22 protein-coding genes are annotated in these 22,259 nt (G+C 38.7%); 19 read left to right on the top strand and 3 right to left on the bottom strand.

Annotation, left to right across the window (positions count from 1 at the left end):
• From BMX34_RS03505 to BMX34_RS03460, 10 genes are read left to right on the top strand one after another with little or no spacing between them, the layout of a single operon-like run.
• Positions 1-1,716 carry a distal tail protein Dit gene (locus BMX34_RS03505; RefSeq protein WP_092570847.1) on the top strand — a complete coding sequence of 572 codons (1,716 nt, stop codon included), beginning with the start codon at positions 1-3 and terminating at the stop codon, positions 1,714-1,716.
• Positions 1,713-2,828, top strand: coding sequence for an NlpC/P60 family protein (locus BMX34_RS03500; protein WP_092570845.1), 1,116 nt, complete (start codon positions 1,713-1,715; stop codon positions 2,826-2,828). Before BMX34_RS03505 ends, BMX34_RS03500 begins: the two co-directional genes overlap by 4 nt.
• 15 nt (positions 2,829-2,843) lie before the next feature.
• A complete protein-coding gene (locus tag BMX34_RS09825; RefSeq protein ID WP_234971671.1) occupies positions 2,844-5,198 on the top strand; it encodes a glucosaminidase domain-containing protein in 2,355 nt (784 codons plus the stop codon).
• Positions 5,199-5,705, top strand: a complete 507-nt coding sequence (locus BMX34_RS03490) for a hyaluronate lyase N-terminal domain-containing protein (protein WP_092570841.1) — start codon at positions 5,199-5,201, stop codon at positions 5,703-5,705.
• Complete coding sequence (locus BMX34_RS03485) at positions 5,705-6,841, top strand: SGNH/GDSL hydrolase family protein (RefSeq protein WP_092570839.1); 1,137 nt, start codon at positions 5,705-5,707, stop codon at positions 6,839-6,841. The genes BMX34_RS03490 and BMX34_RS03485 overlap by 1 nt, the downstream gene beginning before the upstream one ends.
• 15 nt (positions 6,842-6,856) lie before the next feature.
• Positions 6,857-7,810: a hypothetical protein gene (locus BMX34_RS03480; RefSeq protein WP_092570837.1), complete on the top strand. Its 954-nt coding sequence runs from the start codon at positions 6,857-6,859 to the stop codon at positions 7,808-7,810.
• A 4-nt stretch (positions 7,811-7,814) separates the two neighbouring features.
• Positions 7,815-9,563 carry a hypothetical protein gene (locus BMX34_RS03475; protein WP_092570835.1) on the top strand — a complete coding sequence of 583 codons (1,749 nt, stop codon included), beginning with the start codon at positions 7,815-7,817 and terminating at the stop codon, positions 9,561-9,563.
• 13 nt (positions 9,564-9,576) lie between these two features.
• Positions 9,577-9,945, top strand: a complete 369-nt coding sequence (locus tag BMX34_RS03470; RefSeq protein ID WP_092570833.1) for a hypothetical protein — start codon at positions 9,577-9,579, stop codon at positions 9,943-9,945.
• A complete protein-coding gene (locus BMX34_RS03465) occupies positions 9,945-10,229 on the top strand; it encodes a hypothetical protein (RefSeq protein WP_092570831.1) in 285 nt (94 codons plus the stop codon). Before BMX34_RS03470 ends, BMX34_RS03465 begins: the two co-directional genes overlap by 1 nt.
• A 34-nt stretch (positions 10,230-10,263) precedes the next feature.
• On the top strand, positions 10,264-11,679 hold the full coding sequence (locus tag BMX34_RS03460) for a glucosaminidase domain-containing protein (RefSeq protein ID WP_159428836.1): 1,416 nt from the start codon (positions 10,264-10,266) through the stop codon (positions 11,677-11,679).
• A 17-nt stretch (positions 11,680-11,696) separates the two neighbouring features.
• Here BMX34_RS03460 and BMX34_RS03455 read toward each other — a convergent pair whose 3' ends face one another.
• From BMX34_RS03455 to BMX34_RS03450, 3 genes are all read right to left on the bottom strand, one after another.
• Complete coding sequence (locus tag BMX34_RS03455; protein WP_092570827.1) at positions 11,697-11,906, bottom strand: hypothetical protein; 210 nt, start codon at positions 11,904-11,906, stop codon at positions 11,697-11,699.
• Positions 11,907-12,043: 137 nt separating this feature from the next.
• Positions 12,044-12,181, bottom strand: coding sequence for a hypothetical protein (locus BMX34_RS09710; RefSeq protein ID WP_159428835.1), 138 nt, complete (start codon positions 12,179-12,181; stop codon positions 12,044-12,046).
• A 146-nt stretch (positions 12,182-12,327) separates the two neighbouring features.
• Entirely contained in the window at positions 12,328-12,525 is a 198-nt protein-coding gene (locus BMX34_RS03450; protein ID WP_092570825.1) for a helix-turn-helix domain-containing protein, read from the bottom strand.
• An 802-nt stretch (positions 12,526-13,327) separates the two neighbouring features.
• Between BMX34_RS03450 and surE the strand changes: the two genes are divergently transcribed.
• The 9 genes from surE (at position 13,328) to BMX34_RS03405 (ending at position 22,256) form a co-directional block, all read left to right on the top strand.
• Entirely contained in the window at positions 13,328-14,104 is a 777-nt protein-coding gene (surE, locus tag BMX34_RS03445; protein WP_092570823.1) for a 5'/3'-nucleotidase SurE, read from the top strand.
• Complete coding sequence (locus BMX34_RS03440; RefSeq protein ID WP_092570821.1) at positions 14,104-15,114, top strand: ABC transporter substrate-binding protein; 1,011 nt, start codon at positions 14,104-14,106, stop codon at positions 15,112-15,114. Before surE ends, BMX34_RS03440 begins: the two co-directional genes overlap by 1 nt.
• 168 nt (positions 15,115-15,282) lie before the next feature.
• Entirely contained in the window at positions 15,283-16,869 is a 1,587-nt protein-coding gene (locus BMX34_RS03435; RefSeq protein WP_200793413.1) for an ABC transporter permease, read from the top strand.
• Positions 16,866-17,909: an ABC transporter ATP-binding protein gene (locus tag BMX34_RS03430; RefSeq protein WP_092570817.1), complete on the top strand. Its 1,044-nt coding sequence runs from the start codon at positions 16,866-16,868 to the stop codon at positions 17,907-17,909. The genes BMX34_RS03435 and BMX34_RS03430 overlap by 4 nt, the downstream gene beginning before the upstream one ends.
• Positions 17,909-18,652 (top strand): MBL fold metallo-hydrolase, encoded by a 744-nt coding sequence (locus tag BMX34_RS03425; RefSeq protein WP_092570815.1) that lies wholly within the window; start codon positions 17,909-17,911, stop codon positions 18,650-18,652. Before BMX34_RS03430 ends, BMX34_RS03425 begins: the two co-directional genes overlap by 1 nt.
• A 104-nt stretch (positions 18,653-18,756) precedes the next feature.
• A complete protein-coding gene (locus BMX34_RS03420) occupies positions 18,757-19,704 on the top strand; it encodes an L-lactate dehydrogenase (protein ID WP_234971670.1) in 948 nt (315 codons plus the stop codon).
• A gap of 16 nt (positions 19,705-19,720) precedes the next feature.
• Positions 19,721-20,407, top strand: coding sequence for a response regulator transcription factor (locus BMX34_RS03415; protein WP_092570811.1), 687 nt, complete (start codon positions 19,721-19,723; stop codon positions 20,405-20,407).
• Between the two features lie 72 nt (positions 20,408-20,479).
• Positions 20,480-21,394 (top strand): ABC transporter ATP-binding protein, encoded by a 915-nt coding sequence (locus BMX34_RS03410; RefSeq protein WP_092570809.1) that lies wholly within the window; start codon positions 20,480-20,482, stop codon positions 21,392-21,394.
• Positions 21,387-22,256, top strand: coding sequence for a hypothetical protein (locus tag BMX34_RS03405; protein ID WP_092570807.1), 870 nt, complete (start codon positions 21,387-21,389; stop codon positions 22,254-22,256). Before BMX34_RS03410 ends, BMX34_RS03405 begins: the two co-directional genes overlap by 8 nt.
• Positions 22,257-22,259 lie beyond the last annotated feature (3 nt).

Here is a 22,259-nt window from a genome sequence, read left to right as displayed (position 1 = left end):
ATGTACTTAAAAGGATATTACGATGATGTAGAATTTACTAAGTACTGTATTATTAACAACGTTACCCCCACGCTCATGGCTCCTCGCGATAATAACTTTATTACAAATACCTCTTTGTCAGGATCTAAATTCTATCAAACACGATTAGGTCAAATTAAATTGGAAGTAGATATTACGATAAAAAATGATGTCATGGACAATTTAGATCAATTGAATAAAATTTTATTCAGTACAGAGCCTAAAAAACTTAGGTTTAGTAATCGTAATGATAGATATTTGTTAGCGATTATAGATGGTGAAGTGCAATTTAGCTCTAGTAATAAAGCAGGCAAAGCTAAAATTACCTTCATCAGTCCGGACTATTTCTGGCGAGATGTTAAAGGCCTAACTTTTGTTGAATTAGAAGAAGGCCTCGGAATCTTAGAAAACAAAGGAACCGCACCAACGTATCCATATTTTGATTTATATTTCGGTCGAGATTGTGGCTATTTATGTATCATGTCGCCGAACGGATTTATTTCGTTGGGAAATCCGACTCAAGAAGATAATATAATCGTCCCACCTAGTGAAATTGCGATTGATGAGCCGATTGTTTCGTCCAAAGGTAAATTGGTAGGATGGACAGAAATAAATGATGCAAAGACGTGGATACCAGACTATAACAAAATTAGTAGTGGTAATAAGCCCTATTATACTGATTCGGCAGTATGGGTGGACATGAATGAAGTTGGAACAGACTCTAAATGGTATGGACATGCTTTTGTTAAAGAATTTGATAAGGGTAAGCTAGAACAAGAAGCAGATATTATGACTGCTAGAATGCGTGTAGATGCGTCAAATATAGGGCAAGGCCGAACGATGGCCTTGCTTTTTGTCATTATGGATGAAAATAACATTCCCATTATGACAACATCAGTCTATGACACTGGTGACGGTAAAAATGAATTAACAGTCACTTGTAAGATTCGGGACAATCGACCTGGTTATGAAAAATATTCAAAAATAATTCGGACAAACAAATTAAAAAATTTAAATGGGAATATCAAAATGGAAAAACGTGGCAATCTATTTTCTTGGCTAATACAGTCTGATAAGACCACCATGACCCAAAACAACAAAATTAGAGTGGGTCAAGTTGTACATATTAAAAAGAGTGCGACTCACGCAGAGACTGGTCATCCTATTTTAAATGGATATCATGATTTAGATTATACAGTTGGTACCTCAAAAACAGGCGCTGATGGGTCTGTTGCTTATCGGTTAGATAATGGCGGATGGCCAATCTACTGGATTTATGAACGTGATATCGAAGAAGCACAGACGATTACTAAAACGACTCAACCACAAATTATTAATGAAACTTTGTATGATAGCAACCTAGCTCAACTAAGACCTAAAAAAGTGTTTTTCTGGCAAGGAGCCTGGGGCGGTACCAAACCTTATGAACAATTTTACGTTGGAAATATACGCGTAGATAGACATTACACTGACAGAATTCATGATGTAAAAAATACTTTTAAATCAGGAGATCATTTATATATTAATAATGAGACTGGAGAAATATTAGTGAATGGGTCAAACTTTACTGGCGCCCATGATTATGATAGCCGTTTCTTTACGATTGATGGCGGCCCTACAGCGATTAAAGTTATCACATCATCGTGGGCAGACATGCCAAAAATTATCGCAGGTTTTGAAAGTAGGTGGCTATCTTGATTCGGATTATTGATAGAACATTTAAGCCCGTAGACGTATTAACGAATGATGCGCCTAACGGGCTTACTTTTTATGATGATCAACTTAAAACAAGTATTGCGAGTGGATTATATACGCTTGAATTAAAAGTGCATAAAACTAATGATCATCGTAGTCAAGCCTTAGAAGTGGGCAACATGCTAGAAATGTATAACAAAAACAGAAAACAACTCTTATTGACCATTACGAATGTGGTAGAGAATCGATATGAGAAAACTATTTTTGCTGAAGATGCGAATATTAGTATGTTAAACGGTTTTGCTGATCCAATTGAAACGCCAAATTCCAGAGAACGATTGTCATATTACACGAATGCTTTATTAGAAGGAACTGATTATGAAGTATTGGTAGATGAATCTGATACAACGAAAGTAGTTGAGTTTCAAGGTTCAGAACGCAGACTAGAAATGCTAAGAAAATTGGCAACTGAATTTGGTGTTGAGTTGGAATTTAGTGTGCGGTATAAAGTTGGTTTTCCGCCGGTCTTTTACGTTAGCTTTTTGAAATATCGTTTTGAAGGGTCGTTTGGATTTAGAGTTTCAAGCGATGATTTGTTAGGTCCTGTAGAAAAAACAGTAGATTATTACAACGTCATTACCAAGTTAAATGTGCGCGGAAAACAAAAAGAAGAAAAAACACAAACAGTAACGCCAAAACAACCAGCACCAAAGCCTCAACCTCAAGTGGATAACCTCATTGAAAAGGTTATAGAAATTGCAATGGCGCAACGAGGAAAGCGCTATGTGTGGGGTGCTAATGGTCCAGCTAACTTTGATTGTTCCGGATTAATGAACTATTCATTTAAAAATGCTGGCTATACAAACTGGCCAAATTGGCGATGCACTACAAATACATATTGGTCTCAGCAAGGTCCTTTCTATCGTGTTAATTCAAACGAACGTAAGCGTGGCGATTTAGTCCTTATGGATACAGGGTATACATGGCCAGGAGACGCGAATCATGTCGGCTTGTATTTAGGTAATGGTGAGATGGTTCACGCTGGTGACCCCGTTCAAGTTGCTAAAACATCACACTTTACTGTATTAGGCTATGTACGTGTTAGAAAACCATAGAAAGGGGGTTAAATCTTGGGATATTTAGAAGATGTTAAACCGGGAGCAATCGCTGGTTGGCATAACTATAAGGTTCTCCCTTCCGTAACTGGAGCTCAAGCAGTCCTGGAATCAGGATGGGGGAAGAGCAAGTTAGCACAACCACCTTATAATAATAACTTCGGTATCAAGGCAAGCTCGGATTGGACGGGTCGCGTTGTTAATATGCAGACTCGTGAGGTCATTAATGGGGTTAGTCAGTGGGTTTATGCTGATTTTAGAGCTTATGATAGCTTGGCAGATTCAATTGAAGACCATGCTGCTTTTTTTACGAATACAGAATGGCGGCGAAATCATTATAAAGCGGTTATAGGAGAAACCGATTATAAAAAGGCTTGTTGGGCATTACAAAATGCCGGATATGCGACAGACCCAGGCTACGCGACCTCGTTGATTCGTGTTATTGAGCAAAACAAATTATACGAATGGGATCAAGAAGCATTTTCCGGAAAATCATCAGATGGGTCATCCAATAATACTAGTGGAACGACGTCCGGCAACCTGCAACCAATAGATAAAAAGGTCGGCGGTAATTTAAGTGATGCAGCAAGATCAGCCGTCCGAAATATAGGGGTGTCTGTTATTGGCGATAGTTTGGGAGTAGGGACTAAACCATACTTACATAAACTACTTCCTGATTCTAATTATGACGTCTATGGTAGCCGACAAATCACCCACAGTGATCCAATCTATAGCGGGATGGAATCTCTTAAAAAGATGAAGAACGCAGGCACATTAAAAAATATTATTGTAGTCATTCTGGGGACCAATCGTGGACTTGAGAGAACAGAAGTCGAAGAGTTTATGATGCTTGCTGGAGAAAGCAGGAAAGTCATTTGGGTAAATACTTTGTCCATGGTTAATCATCAGTATAAGGTAGATGAAGTTACTCATTGGGCTTCAAAAACCTTTAAAAATGCTTTTTTAGCGGATTGGTTATCATTTGCAAACGCCATGCGTAAAACTTGGTATGGTTCAGACAACATTCATATGATTCCAGAAGGGTATAAAAAGCATGCTGAATTTATTGCGCAAGCAGTTTACGAAGCAAGTACCGCTGATTTTAGTACTCGTAAGGCAGAAAAGTCAGTCACAGAATATCATACGATTAAAGGATTCAAGCTCAGTGAAGACGGTATATTGAAATATACTTCGTATGACACTGATGGAAATAAAACAGAAAATGAAGTACAGACTCATTACAGAGGCCTTGCCACCAATGGGGTTGACAGTTGCATCTATAACCGTGAAGCAAACAATAAATGGAATATTCAAGGTCAAACGATAAAGGCAAAATGGATTGAACAAGATTTTCAAGCTGATAAAGCATCTTTGCCATTGATTTATGAAGCGTTAGAGTTTATGAATAAGCATAAAGAACCCGCCATGACCTATCGAATTAATCTTTATGATATGCCAGAGACTATTTCCATTGGCGACTGGGGTCTTTTTATTGACCATGAATTCAATCCACCTTTATATTTGCATGCGCGTGTGGAGGAAATTGTTGAAAGTCAGACAAACAAATCATTGAATAGTGTAGTTATTTCGAATGTTAGAGAACTGTTAGCACCAGAAAAGTCATTGGTTGTTCAAATCCAAGAGGAACTTCAAAAAGAGCGTACAAAGCTTCTGAATGAGTGGAGAAAAGGAGAGCCGATAAAACTAGAATTATCTGCTTCCAATGGGTTAATCTTGGATGATAAAGTTACAGAAACTACGATAGCAGCGAAGATATATCAAGGTACCAAAGATGTCACTGAAGTATTTAGTGATTTCAGATGGGAAAGAGTATCACAAGAACGTGAACTTGATACTGAATTTAATAACCGGTTATCAGAAACTGAAAATACGAGTTTATTAAAAGTATATAAACAAGACATTATCGGCTCAGAAACTACATTTATTTGTAGAGTATATGATGATTCAGGGCAATTGGTAGGCCAAGCTGGTGTTAGTCTAACTATTCCATCTAAAGGCAGAGATGGTAAAAACTACATTACTTATATTGCCTATGCAAATAGTGATGATGGCACGAAAGATTTCAGCCGGACGGAGACCAACCGCGATTATATGGGGCAATACGTGCGTGAAGCTACAAAGAATTTAGTCTTAAATCCAGGACCCGTCAAATTAACCAAACCTCAAGGTTATGTGGATATAAAACCTGTTGTTAACCTTGAATATGGTAAATATTATGTCTTATCTTTCGAACCGACATTTGAAAGTGATGGTACAACTTCTTGGGAAATAGCAGATGGCAATGAAGTTCATACACATATTGGCGAATGGTCAGCCAATCCAACATATATATTTGAAGGAGTGGAATAAATGGCAGAGACACTTTACATCAGAGTTAAACATAAAAGAATGACCGCAAGCCAATGGGCGAGTAGTCAAGATGTCTTACTAGCTGGGGAACTCGGAATCGAGTCTGACACCGGCCAAGCAAAAGTCGGCAATGGATCAAGTCTTTATAAAGATTTGCCTTACATCGGTAAAACGGTAGATTTATCCGGTTACGCTAAAAAATCAGATATACCGGATACATCATCATTCATTACTAAAATTCCGGCTGAATATCTTACAGAGGATGAAGCTAAAAACATTTATCAGCCGAAAGGTAATTATGCAACAAAAGAGGAACTTTCCGATGTATCGACAGGCGGAAGTGTCGACTTAAGTAATTATCTGACAAAAAATACAGCGGATTCAACATATCAACCCAAGGGAAATTATTTAACAGTAATTCCAAGTGAATACGTTACGGAAGCAGAATTGCAACAACAACTTGGCGATATAAATACTATCCTTGCCAAAGTAGTAGGGGTGGTTTAATGGCCACGACCGCAGATTATTTAAATAAATTAGTCACAGATAGAGATAGTCTAATTGGTAGTGTTAATGCAAAAGGCGCGAGCTTGGCATCTACTGCCACGCTAGCCGAAATCAACCAAGCGATTAAATCATTATCGACTGGTACAGCCCCACAGCAATTTAAGCTTGTAGGGATTGGCGACAGCCTCATGTACGGCCGTCTTGATACGTCCACAGAGCGAATGTCAACACCTTGGATAAATACACTAGGGAGCAATTTAAACGCTGATACGGTGCTAAATTTTGGCGAAAGTGGGGCGTTAGTCTCAACCTATGCCATTAAATCAGCTAAGGCTTTATGCACTCGAGTTAGTGAGATTCCCGAAGACACAAGCCTACTTATCTTAAACGGCGGTACGAATGATTATGCTTCTGATGTGCCAATTGGGTCTATCAGTGATACACAGACTACCACTTTTTATGGGGCACTCAATGCTTATTATGGTGGGGCACGGCAACGATTCCCTAAGATTCGTATGATTGCTCTAAGTATCTTTGACACGACAGCTCAAGGGTCAGCAAGCACTAAGCAAGCCTATGTCGATGCACAACGTGCGGTAGCTAAAAAGTACGGCATTGAATTTTTTGATGTGTTTAAAGAATCAATGATTACCCCAGATACTGCTGATATGCAAGACGGCGTCCACATGTCACAAAGCGATGCTAGTGTCTTTGCGCAAGAAATCACGGATTATATTAATGGCGTATTTATAAACAAGCGTAGTGCAACTCCGGAACAACCATCACTTAAACTTGTATGGGATACATCTACAAATGGATATGACACTGTTAGCACTGTAAGCGGATATATAAAGACCGCAACTATAAAATTACAGCCAAATAAAACTTATGTAGTTACAACGGACGCACCTAAGCTGACTAGCAAAGATCAAGCATCGGTTTATGTGACAGCAGACAAAAACAATCTTGTTACAACACACTTAATACCTGGTCAGGAACTCGAACTTACGACAACCGCAAGCGGGGAACTTTATCTTTCGACGCGACCGGCGAGAGCCTTTGACGGTACCACTGCATCACCAAATGAAGATGATATAAAGTCCGGAAAATATAAAATTCAGGTTTATGAAAAATAAAAGAGAGGTGGTTAAATGCTTAGCGGACAAACCGGAAGCGACACAAACACCCTAAGACCAGTGGAAACATGGTCAGACGGTAAGCGAGCCTATTATAAATTCAAGCTTACTAAGACCGGACAATTACCAAGAATATATCATGATGGGGCGCCAGGGACTTGGATATTAAATAATATTCAAATCGAAAAAGGCGAGGCGCCAACAGAATTCCAATATGATGATATTCAAGAAGACCTAAACAATCCGGCCAATTATATGTGGCAACTCACCAAAGGGAAAGATGGGGAGAAAGGGGCTACTGGATTACAAGGCGCGCCAGGAACTCCCGGTAAAGACGGCAAGACACCTTATTATCATTTAGCCTATGCCAACAAAGACGCAGACGGCAACTTTGTAGATTTTACCTTTACCGATGATAAGCGCCAGTATAAAGGGAGCTATGTCGACTATAACCAGGAATCAAGTACTAATCCAAATAAATACACATGGGAGAAGTCAATTTGGCAAATCGAGCAAGAAAAAGCAAATCAAATAGATGTCAATAACGTTATAGAAATTCTTTCTGAAACTCAAGAAAAAATGAATGCTATTGACACCACGCTGAATGTTACTAAGGATAATGCGATTATTACTCACTCGGCCGAGTATATCACGACCATTGAGAAACTTGTCGGTAACGCAGATAATTCAGACCAACAACTTAAGCTTTTGCAACAGATGGCTGAAAAGATTGATACCTATTTTATTTTTGACGATGCATTTACTATTGGAAAATCTGATAGCAAAAATAAGGTAAAGGTAACAAACGAAGAGCTACAATTCCTAAATGGTGAAACCTTGATGGCCTATATGTCTGGGGTCTACACAGTCATGAAAAACGCTAAGGTGCAAGGATCGTTAGAGTTAAACAATCATAAGTTTACATCAATCGGTAGCGACATTACGGCTGTTGTTTATATTGGGGGGTGATTAAATGGCATTAAGTAAAGGTCAAATGTGGACGTTAAATAAACATCCATTAAACGCCTATGGGACTGCTGGTCATGCTGCCAAACGCGATACGTCTTGGGTTGTCAAGACTGTTGAGAAAGGTCAAGTAAAAGTCCTAGACGTAGCATGGGCGGACTCTGCTGGTAATGTTTATTATCCGGATAAAGGCGCTGGAACAATACCGATCTACTCAGTTTCCCAAGTCGGCGGACTTGGTGGACTCGGCTGGATACGTTCAGACGACAATTTATCAAATTCAATCATCACCAACGCCCCTAGTTTATCCGCACAAACCGGAGTAAATAATGTATTAACATTTGATAAGGCCGGAGAAAAGCACACATTAAGAATCAATATTAATGGAGAATTAGTTAAGTACATTACCGAGATAACCAGTAGTCCAGTAAATTTTCAGTTTACTCAGGATGAAGTCAATAAAATATTAGATCTCATGCCAAATGTAACGGCGAGCGATGTCGAGTATATATTGACGACCTACGAAGGGTCGAACATTATCGGAGATTTTTCCAGGTCTACAAAACGAATCACTATACCATTTGATGTTAAACCAACCATTGATAATATAGTTATTACTCCAATTAACGCAGTCGATGGAAAATTATATGAAAAGAAATCAAGTGTTAAAGTTGCACCTTCATGTAGGCCTGGACGAGGTGCAAAAATTAACAATGTATTTATCTGGGTTGGGGATTTTTTAGGATTAGATAATCCTTACACCTCTCAACCATTCCAAGCCTCAGGCGAAATTACAATTCGTGTGATGGCCACCGATACACGTCAACGGTCTGTTCAGACGACTCGAAAGATTAATGTATTACCGTTTCAAGGAATATCTTTAACAAACATGACGTCAGAACGTGTTCTTGATGAAAATGCAACGACTGACTATGTGAGGGTAGCTTACCATGGAAAAGCTTATGAATTAGATAATCAGAACCAGATTCAAGCAAAAATTGAATATCAAGAGCGTGGCCAATCCGTCTGGACAGTGGCTGGATCGCAGAACATCGGGGTTATATCAAATAATTATAGCTCCTTTTTTGATATCCAAGATTTATCCGATAGTAAATCTTTTAACATTCGTCTGACCCTCACGGATGGACTGGGTAATCAATATAAATTTACCACCACTGTTGGAACCGCAAGCTTCCCAATGACATGGGGCAAACATGGAGCGGGTGTGGGTGTGATGTTTGATAAAAATAATCCGGCAGCTTTACAAGTCGGGCAGGGCGGAATCGATTCTAAAGGCCCCATCAGAATCAACGGGAAAGCAATAAATATTCAACCCGACCCTACACCTATCCCAGAGCCGGAACGTCAACCCGACCCATTTACTAAGGGGAGTAACTCATCTGGGGCTTGGATAAAAGAGTCCAGTGGGAAAATTATTTCTACAAGGCAGGTTATAAAAAATATTAGTAATGGACAAAACATTGCTGAAACATTTGGAACATTTGCATTTCCTATTACGATGCCGGCAAACACAACGGTTTATATGAGCATAGACACAACCGGATTAAGTGATTCACAGATTGTAGAGGTTCAAGACGCTTATAGTTTGTTGCAAGTGGAAAAAAGGCGTAATGCTTGGGCGATTACACCGACCATGTATGCAAAATACACGATATCTCCTCGAGGGTTATTCCAGATTACATCTGGCACCCATCAATTAAGGATCAATTTGATGGCGGTAGGATTCGAACCATAGAAAGGGGGTAATTATGGAGCTATTTAAACAAATGTTTACAACGCATCTTTTTCAAACGATTATTGTCGGTTTTTTTGCGCTAGGGTCTTGGTTAGCAAATAGGGCGGTCAACGCTTACCGCCAATCTGTTAACAACAAACGGCGCCAAATGGAAAATGAGTCCGAAGAACAAGAACTATTAAAACAGGGGGTGTTAGCACTCCTAAGATTTAGAGTTAACCGGATGTGTATGCGAATCAAAGAAAAGAGTTTTATGACCTTAGACGAAAAGTTGGATTTAGATGATATTTATAAAGCGTATGAGTTGCTTGGTGGGAACAGTAGAACCCACTTAATCTATGAAGAGACGATTAAGCGTTATGAAATTAAGGAGGACAACTAATGATTGAAGATATTTTTAATAATAATTTAGCGGTGGCCTTGGTCATCGCTATTTTTGTGGCCTTAGTAACCGAAGCATTAAAATTTTTTGATAAAGATAATGTGCTACAACCACGTTTCATTAATTTAATTACTTTATGGCTTGGGTGGGGTTGCGGAATGATTTTTATGTGGCTAAATGGTGGTTCATTTGAAACTTATACTTTTATTGGGATTAGCGCTGGATTTATCAGTCCATCAGTTTATGAATATACAAAAAACTTAATGAGTGGTAACAATGAATAATGAATTTGATTTTATAACAAAAGTTGGCCGTCTGGTGGTTAAATATCCATCAGACTTTTTTAATTCCGTAGCCATCGCCCAGGCTTGCTTAGAATCCGGTTATGGCCAAAGTGAGTTAGCAAAACAAGCAAATAATTTATTTGGATACAAGGCTAAGCGAGGAGAATGGGACGGAGAAACGTATTTAAAAGAGAGTCCCGAAGAAATAAAAGGAGCTATCCACATCATGCGGAGTACCTTTAGAAAGTATGGTTCGTGGGAGGCATCCGTCAAAGACCACGCTAAAATGCTAAGCAGGTCTGACTGGTATAAAAATTATTACCGCAAGGCAATTAGCGCCAAAACACCCGAGGAGCAAGCTAAAGCGTTAGTTAACACTTATGCCACGGATTCTAAGTATGCAGAGAAACTCATCGATATTATCAATTATTACGGGCTTAAGGCTTATGACGAATTTCAGAAAGGGGAAAGACCAATGACAAAATTAACCATGCAACAAGCGGCCGCTAAGCTAGGACTTAAGCTAGTCGTCGAACCGCTACCGCTCACAAAAACATTTGGCCGAATAAACCGCAAGCAAGGGATTGTTATCCATCAAACAGGAGCGCCCGGAGTAGGACAAAATGCTAGAGCAATGGCTAACTACCAACGTAACATGTCCGACCCTAATAACCCAGAACAAAAGTCATGGAACTATCAAGTTGATGACACTCAAGCGATTATGTCATTTGATCACGACGTAGCGACTTGGCAATCAAGCGACGGAAATGGACCGGGCAATATGGCGCATATCTCGATTGAGAAGTGTATCAATGCCGACGGCGACTATAACAAGGCCTTTGATAATCTTGCCAAGCTGTGTGCGTGTATTTGTTATGTAGAGGGATTCAATCCTTCCGCAAAGATTAAACGACACTATGACTTTGCGCCCGATAAAAAGTGGTGTCCTGCTCAAATCATGAATGGTAAAAACGGATTGACGTATCAAGTCCTTAAAGACCGTGTTAATAAATACCTAGGCATCTTAAATGGTGCGACTGTTGGCCACAATCCTCAAGGCCTACAAGCCACTAAGACGGTTAAATACACTGCCCCAGAATTACCATTCAAACCATTAAAAGTAGGCGACAAGGTTACGTTATCGAAAGGGTTCTTATGGTTGGACCCTAGCAAGAGCGAGCTATTATTATCTAAGCGACAAAAAGAGCTAGAGCTAACCACGGATATAATTGCTGAAATCAAAGATATCCCAGATGTCAACAATTCGAAAATCGCTTATCGTCTTAAGAAATATAATTCATGGATTTTGGAAGAGTATTTATTAGAGCCTAAAGCGGATTGGAAGATTGTCGATGAAGAAAACAAGGAAGATAGCAAAAAAACAGAAAAATTACCAGACGGACATTTTATTTGGAACGGTAAAGAGTATAAAATTGAAGCCGTAAAATAAATTAAAACCCTACTTCCTTAATCGGAGGTAGGGTTATTTTTTATGCTTTCAATATATTTCATATATTCCTTGGCGGTAGCTAAAGTCATGTTATTGATGTCTAATTTTCCTTTCTTATAATTGTCATGAATCTGTTGCTTGATAGCCCCATTGGTATCTTTATTTATTCTATAACCGGTGAGATCACTATTTATTAGATTAACAATTTTTTCAGTATCAATTATCATTTTTCTCATCCTTTATCTTTAAATATAATAATGCCAACAGTATAGCTGTGATTGCATATACCATTTGAATTCCCCTTTCTTAATGATATAATAAAGGTAATAGGAGAGGGGTTAGCTCTCCATTACCTAAACGATTGCTACTTATCGGTGCGGTCGTTTTTATTTTTGAGTTCCTTGTAGGTCAGATATGCTACAATCGCTGTTATCAGCTCTGGTATGTTTTCAATCACTTTCTCAAGTAATTTTACTATGTTATCTTCTTTGATTTTGTTCACTTCCTTTCTATTCCTTGGTTATCCTCCTCTCAACTTTCTATAATTATTATACATAATATTATGTATAAAGTCAAGTGTTTTATCAAAATAAATTAATATTTTTTACAAAAAAACAGCCCTGACTTTAAGGATAAAAGCACAACCCATTAAAGGCTGTGCTCTTTTTTTATGTCATCATAGTATTTACATAATGCCAAAGCATTATCCAAAGTTAGCCTGCCTATTGTTTCTGGTTCTTTTCTGTATTTATCAATTAATTGCCTAGTTACGCCTGTTTGTCTATTTATTTCATAACTGCTAATATCTGTTTCTAATAATTTTTTTATATTTTCTTTGATTTCCATCAGTGAATCTTCCTTACTCTTGCCAAATATGATATACTTAAATAAATCAGAGGGAGGGCAAGGCTCCCCTGATTCATTACCGACCCTACTCTATTTGAGTAGGTTTTTTATTTTTTCTACTGCTTCTTCTTTTGTTTTTGAGTCTTCAATTATTTGTATAATCATTTTTAACACTTTGTTGAATTGTTCATTTGTCATACCGTTTTCCATCTTTCATTCACTCCTTGCCTGTGTTTTTATTTGTAAGATATATCTCAACCTTACAAGTAAATTATAGCAAATATATTTGCTAATGTCAACACTTTTATCAAATTATTTTTATTTTTTTGTAAAAAATAGCCCCGGTTAAAGGGGCTAATTATCAAATTTTGCACCTATTTTGCACTGTTAGTAATTATTATTTAATAATTCAATATTTTTCATCCCTGCAGTCGGCATAAGCTTGACATTATCATGTTTCAAGTGCCTTCCATTTTAATAATTTGCTTAGTTAACTCTCAGAAGGGGTAAAAAAGGGGCAAGAAAAACTATTCTTAACTTCCAAGGCTATGATATAAATCATCAATTTTTAATTGATGACTTATATCATAGCTTTTTATTTTACAAAAATTAGAGATCTAAAGAGTTGTTTAAAGATTCAACATTGCATAGTTGAGTTTCAGCTTCAGAAATTCTGAATAGGTTTGTCATATTTACAAATTATTTACATTGAATTAACAATTCTTTTGAAAATTTACCTAGGATCAACATTAAATTAACATTATTTTAATAAAATAAATAGCAAGTGGATAAAGGAGGTTATATGAAGTTATTAATATCGAACGATGATGGGATTGTTAGTCCTGGTTTGTATTTGTTGGTAGAAGTCTTACAAGATATTGCTGAAATTATTGTAGTGGCACCAGATTCTCAACGAAGCGGGGCAAGTCACTCCATCACTTTGGACCGGCCCTTGCGCGCTCAGCAAGTCGATTTGATGACCGGTGTGACTTCTTTTAAAGTCAATGGAAGTCCGGTAGATTGTCTTAAGCTTGGTATAGAACATCTATCTGCTGGTCGACCAGATTTAGTCATATCAGGGATTAATGCTGGTGCTAATTTGGGTCAAGATTTATGCTACTCTGGGACACTGGCGATAGCCCGAGAGGCCAACCTGTATCAAATTCCAGCTCTGGCTTTATCCATGGCCAGAAGCAGTAATCATCAGGTTAATTTCGGACGGCTAAAACCGTTTCTACATCAAAACTTAGGCAAGATATTGCCCGACCTGAAAAATTTCGCTTATTTTCTAAACGTAAATTTACCAAGTATGGAACTTCAGTCTATCCAGGGAATTAAAGTAGTGCCGATGGATTTAAGCATTAAGAAATTTGATTTTAAAGTGTTGAAAGATCCGAAAGACCGGGATGTTTATTGGTTAAGAAATTTGTTTCAAGAGATTCATTCTGAGGATATTCAGAATGATTATCATTTCGTTAAATCGGGATATGTAACCGTGTCCCCTTTATCGATGATGTCTGAGTCAATGAATTTAGTTGAACCCATTCAGAAATATATTAATGAAAAGGAGATTATCTGATGAAAAAACTGGTTAAATTATTATTATCTGTAGTTCTATTAGCTTCTATGGTCAATATTTCAACCATTTTTGGTCAAGAAAATAAAGATCTTGAAGGTGAAATCGAATTCTATACTTCACAACCCGATGAAGATGCTGCAAAATTAGTCGAAGCTTATAATGCTATTTATCCTAATGTTACTGTCAATGTGTTCCGTTCTGGTACGGAAGAAGTGATGTCTAAGTTGAAAGCAGAAAAAGAATCTGGCAAGGTGATGGCGGATGTTCTGCTTTTAGCGGATGCGGTGACGTTTGAATCATTAAAGGCAGAAGATATGTTACTAGCATATGAATCGACCGAAGCAGGTGCGATTCCACAAGATTTTGTAGATTCGGATAATATGTATACTGGGACTAAAATCTTGACCACTGGAATTATCTATAACACGGATCTGGTTGAAGCCCCTAAATCTTGGCAAGATTTATTAGCAGAAACAGCTAAGGATCAAGTTGTCATGCCTAATCCTTTGTATTCAGGAGCAGCTGCTTACAACTTAGGTATTTTTACCCGTTTGGATAACTTTGGCTGGGACTTCTACGAAAATCTAAAAGCTATCAACCCTGAAGTGGTGAAAGGGAATGGTGGAGTGATGGAAGCCGTGGCTGGTGGTCAAAAAGCCTATGGGATGGTGGTTGACTATTTAGCCATTCGAGCCAAAAATGAAGGTTCGCCAGTAGACTTCGTTTATCCTGAGGAAGGCGTGCCGGTTATCACTGAACCGGTGGCGATTACTAAAGATACCGAAGAAGTAGAAATTGCTCAAACATTCGTTGACTTTATCCTTTCAGAAGCCGGTCAACAATTACAAGCCGATCTAGGTTATACTCCAATTCGCGAAGGGATTGAAGCGCCAGAAGGTCTAAAGACTGTTGATCAATTGGATAAGGTTCTTTCAGGAGATATGAAGGAATTATTGGATAATCGAGAACAAGATAAAGCAAAATTTGATGAAATGTTCTCTGCTCAATAAGTTATAAAGGAGATGGATTAAAGAACGATGCCAGTCTTTAAACCTGCCCATAAAAGAGGAAACCCTTTTGTTTCCTCTTTTATTTTTGATAAATACCGAATTATAAAGCTATTGATTCTTATTATAAGTTTTCTAATTTTCGTGCTTCCCTTTTTAAAATTAATTTATATGAGTTTTCAAGGTGAGTTAGGATTTACCTTAGATCATTATCTTAAAATCTTTAGGATGGAGCGAACTTGGCGTGTGTTGGTTAATACCTTTATTATGGTATTCGGCGCAACTATTTTAGCTAGTTTATGTGGAATTTCTTTTGCCTGGCTGATGGCTTATACGGACATTCGCTATAAGAAAAGCTTGCACTTACTCCTTTTCTTACCCTTCATTATTCCCTCTTATGTGTCGTCTCTGGCTTGGTTACAGTTCTTTGGCCAAAATGGTCAGATGGCGAGATGGCTGGCAGTGATTTTGCCTGGGTTTAACGGTTTTAATTTATATTCTATGTTGGGGATGATTGTTGTTTTAGGAATTACAACTTATCCCTTAGTGTATTTATTTACTTTGAATGCTTTTCGCCAAATTCCACGCGAAACAGAACTAGCAGCTAGAATTTCAGGCGCCAGTCAGTGGATAGTATTACGGAAAGTAACCTTACCCATGGCGATGCCTGGATTAACGGCAGGAATTTTCATTGCCTTTCTTAGCTGTTTGGATAATTTTGGAATTCCAGCTTTTCTCGGTTCTTCGGCCAATATTACCGTGTTGACTACCTATATTTATCAGCAAGTTATCGGCTTCGGGCCGAGTGCTTTTAATCAGGCAGCAGTCCTTTCAGTGGTTCTAGCGGTGATTGCTTTAATAGGTCTAGGTATTCAGCGCTTATTATTAGCCCGGCATCAACAATTGGAAAGCCAGGTTCAGGACCATAGTGTTCGTTATTATCTTGGCGCTAAACGTCCTTGGATAGAAGGCGCCATCATTCTATTTATACTGGTAACCAGTATTCTTCCTTTAATTGCCTTGATAATTTCTCCGTTATATAAAGTTATGGGCCGGCCTTTAAGCATCGATAATCTGAGTCTAAAGAATTATTTGTTTATCTTCCAAAGTGTGAAAAGTCGTCAAGCCATATTGACTTCCTTAAAACTAGCAGGGGTAACCGCACTTATTTCTTTGGGAATTGGAACAATCTTAGCTTACTTTCGAGTTCGTAAGAAAGAGCCTATTGCCTTTCTAATTGAAAGTGTGGCAACAATTCCTTACGCCTTACCTGGAACGGTCTTTGCTTTATCTATGATCTTTGCTTGGATGCAACCCCTACCAGGTTGGAATCCAGGGATTTATGGTTCAATCTCCATCTTGTACATTGCTTACTTTACCCGTTTTTTTAGTTTGCAAGTGCGCTCATCAATCGCGAGTTTTCAGCAATTGGATGTATCCATCGAAGAAGCGGCTCAAGTTAGTGGCAGTCCGATTTGGGTAAAATGGCGTCGTATTCTAATGCCCCTTATTAAAAACGTTGTCTTGAGTGGAACGGTATTAGTATTTTTGACCGCCTTAACAGAGTTGACTGTTTCGTCTTTATTATATGCTTCTAAATCTCAAACTATTGGCGTATCTGTCTTGAGTTTCCAACAAGCAGGAAATTTGCGCCATGCCAATGCCTTCTCTAGTTTGATCGTCCTTCTAATTATTGTTGCTTATATTATCTGGACTGTGATAGATGGATTTAGCAAGAAAGAAAGGAGAATAGGATGACAACTCGAATCAATCATATCAGTAAATTTTACGGAGATTATCAAGCTTTAATTGATATTAATCTGGAGATTCAGCAAGGAGAGTTTGTAGCTATCCTTGGCCCATCTGGATGTGGGAAGACCACCTTACTTAGATTATTAGCTGGTTTTGAGAAGCCAAGTTCAGGAGAAATTTATTTGGACGATTTATTAGTTTCCAATCAGGATCAAGTCCTTGCTCCCGAAGAGCGTAATATTGGAATGGTTTTTCAGAATTTTGCATTGTGGCCTCATCTAACGGTTGGCGATCATATTAAGTTTCCTTTAATGTACCATCGATTTAGACCCAACTTGGTGGCCAACCAGATAAATAAACGGATTGAGGAAGTTTTGGAGAGTGTGGGCTTGGCTAGTTTGGCAGATCGTCTACCCGGTCAACTCTCTGGGGGGCAGAAACAGCGAGTAGCTCTGGCTCGAGCGATTGCGCCCAAACCAGGATTACTATTAATGGATGAACCCTTATCAAGTTTAGATGCAGAACTTAGAATTGAGATGCGTGCTGAAATTCAGAAATTACATCAGTTGACTCAATCTTCAATCGTCTATGTCACTCACGATCAAAGTGAAGCGTTGGCGATGGCTGACCGGATTATTGTGATGCGTGCAGGAAGTATTGAACAAGTAGGAACTCCTTATGAAATCTATTATCAACCAAAGACTTCATTTGTGGCTAATTTTGTTAGCAAAGCTAATTTGATTTCCGGGCAATGGTCGGATCAAGGCTTTCGGGTTCAGGATACTCAAATTGTTTGGCCGGATTTGGGGACTGATCCTCAAATTAAAGCCGACCGGTTATATTTGCTACGACCTGAAGAGATTGAACTTCTGCCTGCTGAACATAGTGGTCTTGTTGGACAAATTCAAGCCCGCCAATTTCAAGGAAAAGAATTACACTATATGATTCAACTCGAGAATCAGCAAACGATTAGCGTACATACTCCGATTTCTCAACAATATGACTATCAGGATTGGGTAAGTATACGGCCCAAGGAAGGGGTCTAATGATGGTTTTATCCTTGGATATTTTAGGTTTTTATGGAGGGTTTCCGGTTGAAGGATCTGCAGCCTCGGGCTATTTACTCACCAGTGATCAGGCTAAGGTGTTGATAGATTGTGGCAGTGGCTCCTTACTGAAACTTTCGCACTTACAGGCGCTACATGATTTGGATGCGGTTATAATCAGTCATCTTCATAATGATCATGTCGCTGATTTATTAACGTTGGATCATGCGCTGATTGTCGCCAAAAGACGAGGTTTGCGCCAGCACCCTCTCTCGCTTTATCTACCCGAGCAACCACACACCATCTACCAACGCTTTGAGACGGAACAATTTCAACTTCATTCATTATCATCGATTAATTCTTTTAATATCTTGGATCTTCAGATGTCAGTGATGTCTGTGAGGCATACGATTCCCGCTTATGCGATCAAGATTTCGCAAGGGAATAAGCAATGGGCCTACACCGGGGATACAGCTTATTTTCCCGAACTCATTTCCTTTGTTCAAGGGACAGACCTCTTATTATCAGAGGCTACGGTTAGCGCAGAAAGTAAACACAGCAGTGGGCGAGGGCATATGAGTGGTCAGGAAGCCGGCGAATTAGCTCAAGCAGCTAAGGTCAAGCGATTGGTACTAACTCATTTACCTTCAGATGGCTCTCATCAAGCCATTAAGAAAGCAGCTCAGAATATGTTCCAAGGTCCAGTTCACTTAGCCAGCGAGCAGAGCCATTGGCAAATTTGACTTTGAAATTAATATGATAACTTGAAGAGTTTTGTATCAGCTTAGCTTCAGTGATAAAATTACTTTGTGATATAATGAATAAAAGCATATTAAGGAGGATTATGATGAAATCAGCACGCAAAATTGTATTAATAGGGACAGGATCTGTCGGAGCTAGCTTTGCCTTTGCAGCCTTAAATCAAGATATCTGTGATGAATTGGTCATGATTGATTTAAATACGGCGAAAGTGGCTGCCGATGCCGCCGATATGCAAGATGGTCTGGCTAATTTTACGGCGAAAGTGAATGTATGGCATGGCGATTATAGCGATTGTCACGATGCAGATATTGTCGTCATTTGTGCTGGAATTGCTCAGAAACCGGGTCAAACACGTCTAGAATTAATTCAAACAAACGTTAAAATTGCCAGCGCAATCACTAAAGATGTGGTGGCTTCTGGTTTTGATGGGATTTTCTTAGTGGCTTCCAATCCAGTCGATATTATTTCATACGCCGTTTGGAAAACTTCAGACTTTGCTAAGGAACGCGTGATTGGTTCTGGGACGGCTTTAGATACTGCCCGCTTACGTTATCAATTAAGTCAACTCTTTAATATCTCTGCTCGGGCAATTAATGCTTGTGTCTTCGGCGAACATGGCGATTCAGAATTTGTTGCTTGGTCAATTGCTAAAGTGGCCGGGGTCCCTTTGATTGATTTATTAGAAGATCGTCAATTGAATCAAGAAGAGCTAGAAGCGCTCTATGAGAAGACACGTGATGCTGCCTATAAGATTATTGAAGCCAAAGGAGCTACCTATTATGGTGTGGCCATGGCTTTGACCCGGATTTGTAAAGCTATCTTTGGCGATGAGAATGAACTATTAATGCTATCTACTCTCTTACAAGGCGAATACGGTCACGAAGATGTTTATATTTCTGTACCTTGTATTCTAGGCAGACAGGGGATTCGCCAAGTTTTAACTCCAGAACTTTCAGCAGAAGAAGCTGATAAATTAGCTTATTCAGTGAAAGTCTTGCGCGAAAATAACCCCTTGATTCAAGAAGCAAAATAAAAGTTGGAGACCTATTGTGGCAAGAATTTTATTAATCGAAGATGATGTCCAAATTAATCAATTATTAGTCGAAAGCTTAAGCAAGCAGGGATATCAGGTCGTCACTGCTTTCTCGGGGACCGAAGGACGGATGATTCTAGCTCAGGAGACCTTTGATTTAATCTTATTAGATTTAATGTTACCGGGGCTGAGCGGCGAGGATTTACTCTCGGAGATTCGTCAGACCTTTGCGATTCCGGTCATTGTGATTTCAGCCAAAAGTTCAGTGGATGACAAGGTCAAGTTATTAGAACATGGAGCCGATGATTATCTGGTTAAACCTTTTGATTTGAAAGAATTAGCAGCTCGTATCCATGTTTGTTTGAAGAGACAATATCAGAATCCAGCCCCCAACGAGCAAGTATATCAATATCAGGGTTTGTCTTATCATCTCAAGACACAATTATTGACCTATCAGGAACATGAGATTCAACTTACTCCCCAGGAACGTAAGTTATTGGTCTTATTTCTAAAACATCCCCAAAAGATATTTACCAAGCAAGAATTGTTTACTAGTGCTTGGGAAGAAGATTATTATGCTGATGACAAAACGATTCATGTTCATATTAGTAATTTACGCCGTCGTTTACTGAATCAAACTGGTCAGGAATGGATTGAAACAGTTTGGGGTGTAGGTTTTCGTTTATTGCCAACATCTTTATAAATTCTTTATCTTTCCTTTATTCTTTACTTATCTTTAGACGGTATAGTAGGCATTAGATAAGGAGGAAGAAAGATGCAAGCGATGATAGAAAGTGCCAATCTGTCCAAGGACTATCAAGGACACTTGGCCCTGGACCAGGTTGATTTTCATGTTTATCCAGGCGATATCTATGGTTTAATCGGTCGCAATGGTGCAGGCAAGACGACCTTAATGAAGATTATTAATCGACAAATTCACCATCAAGGAAAGTTATTTATTCAAGGAAAGGAATTATCGGCAAAGGATAGTCATTCTTTGCGAATAGGTTCTTTAATTGAGGCGCCAGGTTTTTATCCGAATTTGTCAGCCTATGAGAATCTGAATTTAAAATGCATTTTATATGGGATTCGACGACCTGGTTATATTGAGGAATTATTATCTTTAGTTCAGTTGAGCCAAGCGGGCAAGAAGAAAGCCAAGAATTTCTCTTTGGGGATGAAACAGCGCTTAGGCTTAGCTTTGGCTTTAGTCGGAGATCCCGATATTTTACTCTTGGATGAGCCGACCAATGGGATGGATCCGCAAGGGATTGTTGATTTTCGGCAGATTATTCAGCGATTAAATATTGAAAAAGATATTACCGTGATTGTCTCCTCACATATACTGGGGGAACTAGCGAAATTAGTCAATCGGATTGGAATCATCGATCAGGGTAGACTGATTAAAGAAGCCAGTATGGAGCAATTGAAGATCGAAAACCAAGATCATATTACCATCACGGGAAATCATTTAAGTCAAGTTGTTGCCCATTTAGAAGAACATTTTAATTTGAAAAATTATACCATGGTCACGCCCACAGAACTTCATATCTTTGAATATATGAACCAAGCGCCGATGTTGGCTCACCAGCTGATTCGTTCAGCCATCTTATTCGATAGCTTTACCGTGGATCAAGCGAGTTTGGAAGATTATTTTATGAAGATGACAGGAGGGCAAGATCATGCTTAATTTTATCCGTTATGATATTCGTCGTATGTTTAATTCAAAAGGTTTGTGGTTGGGATTATTGATGATTAATCTGTTTCTGGCTTTAATGACTTTCATTAATTATCATGAAGTTCAGCAGACTTATGCAGATTATCAGCAAGAAGCGATGAATCAAAGTCAACCGGATGAGCAATCGGGTCTAGTCATTGAGCGATCTACTGAGGGCGGGCAAATCATGACCGAAGAAGAATTCTTAGCCAATCAGGCCGAAGTCAAAGCTAGCATGATCTTTGATCGCTTTGTGATTGATAATTTCCCGATGGTGATAGTTTTTGCATATATTTATTTAGCAAACTTTGTCGCGGCCGATTTTTCTTCAGGATTTCTAAAGAATATGCTCCCTTTGTCAGGTGCTAAATGGAAATGGTTGCTAGCTAAAATAGTCAGTGTAGCTTGCTTCTATCCCGTACTCTTGCTGAATAATATGATCTTTGCGGTAATTAATGAACTGTTATCTGGCCAATTCATGACTCAGATTCACTGGCGTGACCATCTGCAACTGATACTCCCTCAACTCAGTCTCTTAATGATTATTTGTTTAGTGTCCGTGATGGTTATGTTATTCAGTCAAAACAAGGTGACAACGATTGTGATAGCAACCTTGATGGGTATGGGTCTCCATACTCAATTATTGACGATTATCGAGAATAGTCTAGGAATCGATTTGGTTCAACAGCTGTATTCCAGCCAGTTATTACAAATGGGAACCCAATTTGAGGGACAAATTTTACCTTTATTAATTCGTGGTTTGATAATGATTCTTCTATTATATCTATTTAATTATTGGCAAATTTATCGGATGGATTTTAATTTTGAACATTAAGAA

It is taken from the genome of Ignavigranum ruoffiae (genome assembly GCF_900110675.1).
Classification (GTDB): domain Bacteria; phylum Bacillota; class Bacilli; order Lactobacillales; family Aerococcaceae; genus Ignavigranum; species Ignavigranum ruoffiae.
This window is presented reverse-complemented; position numbering and strand designations above follow the sequence as displayed.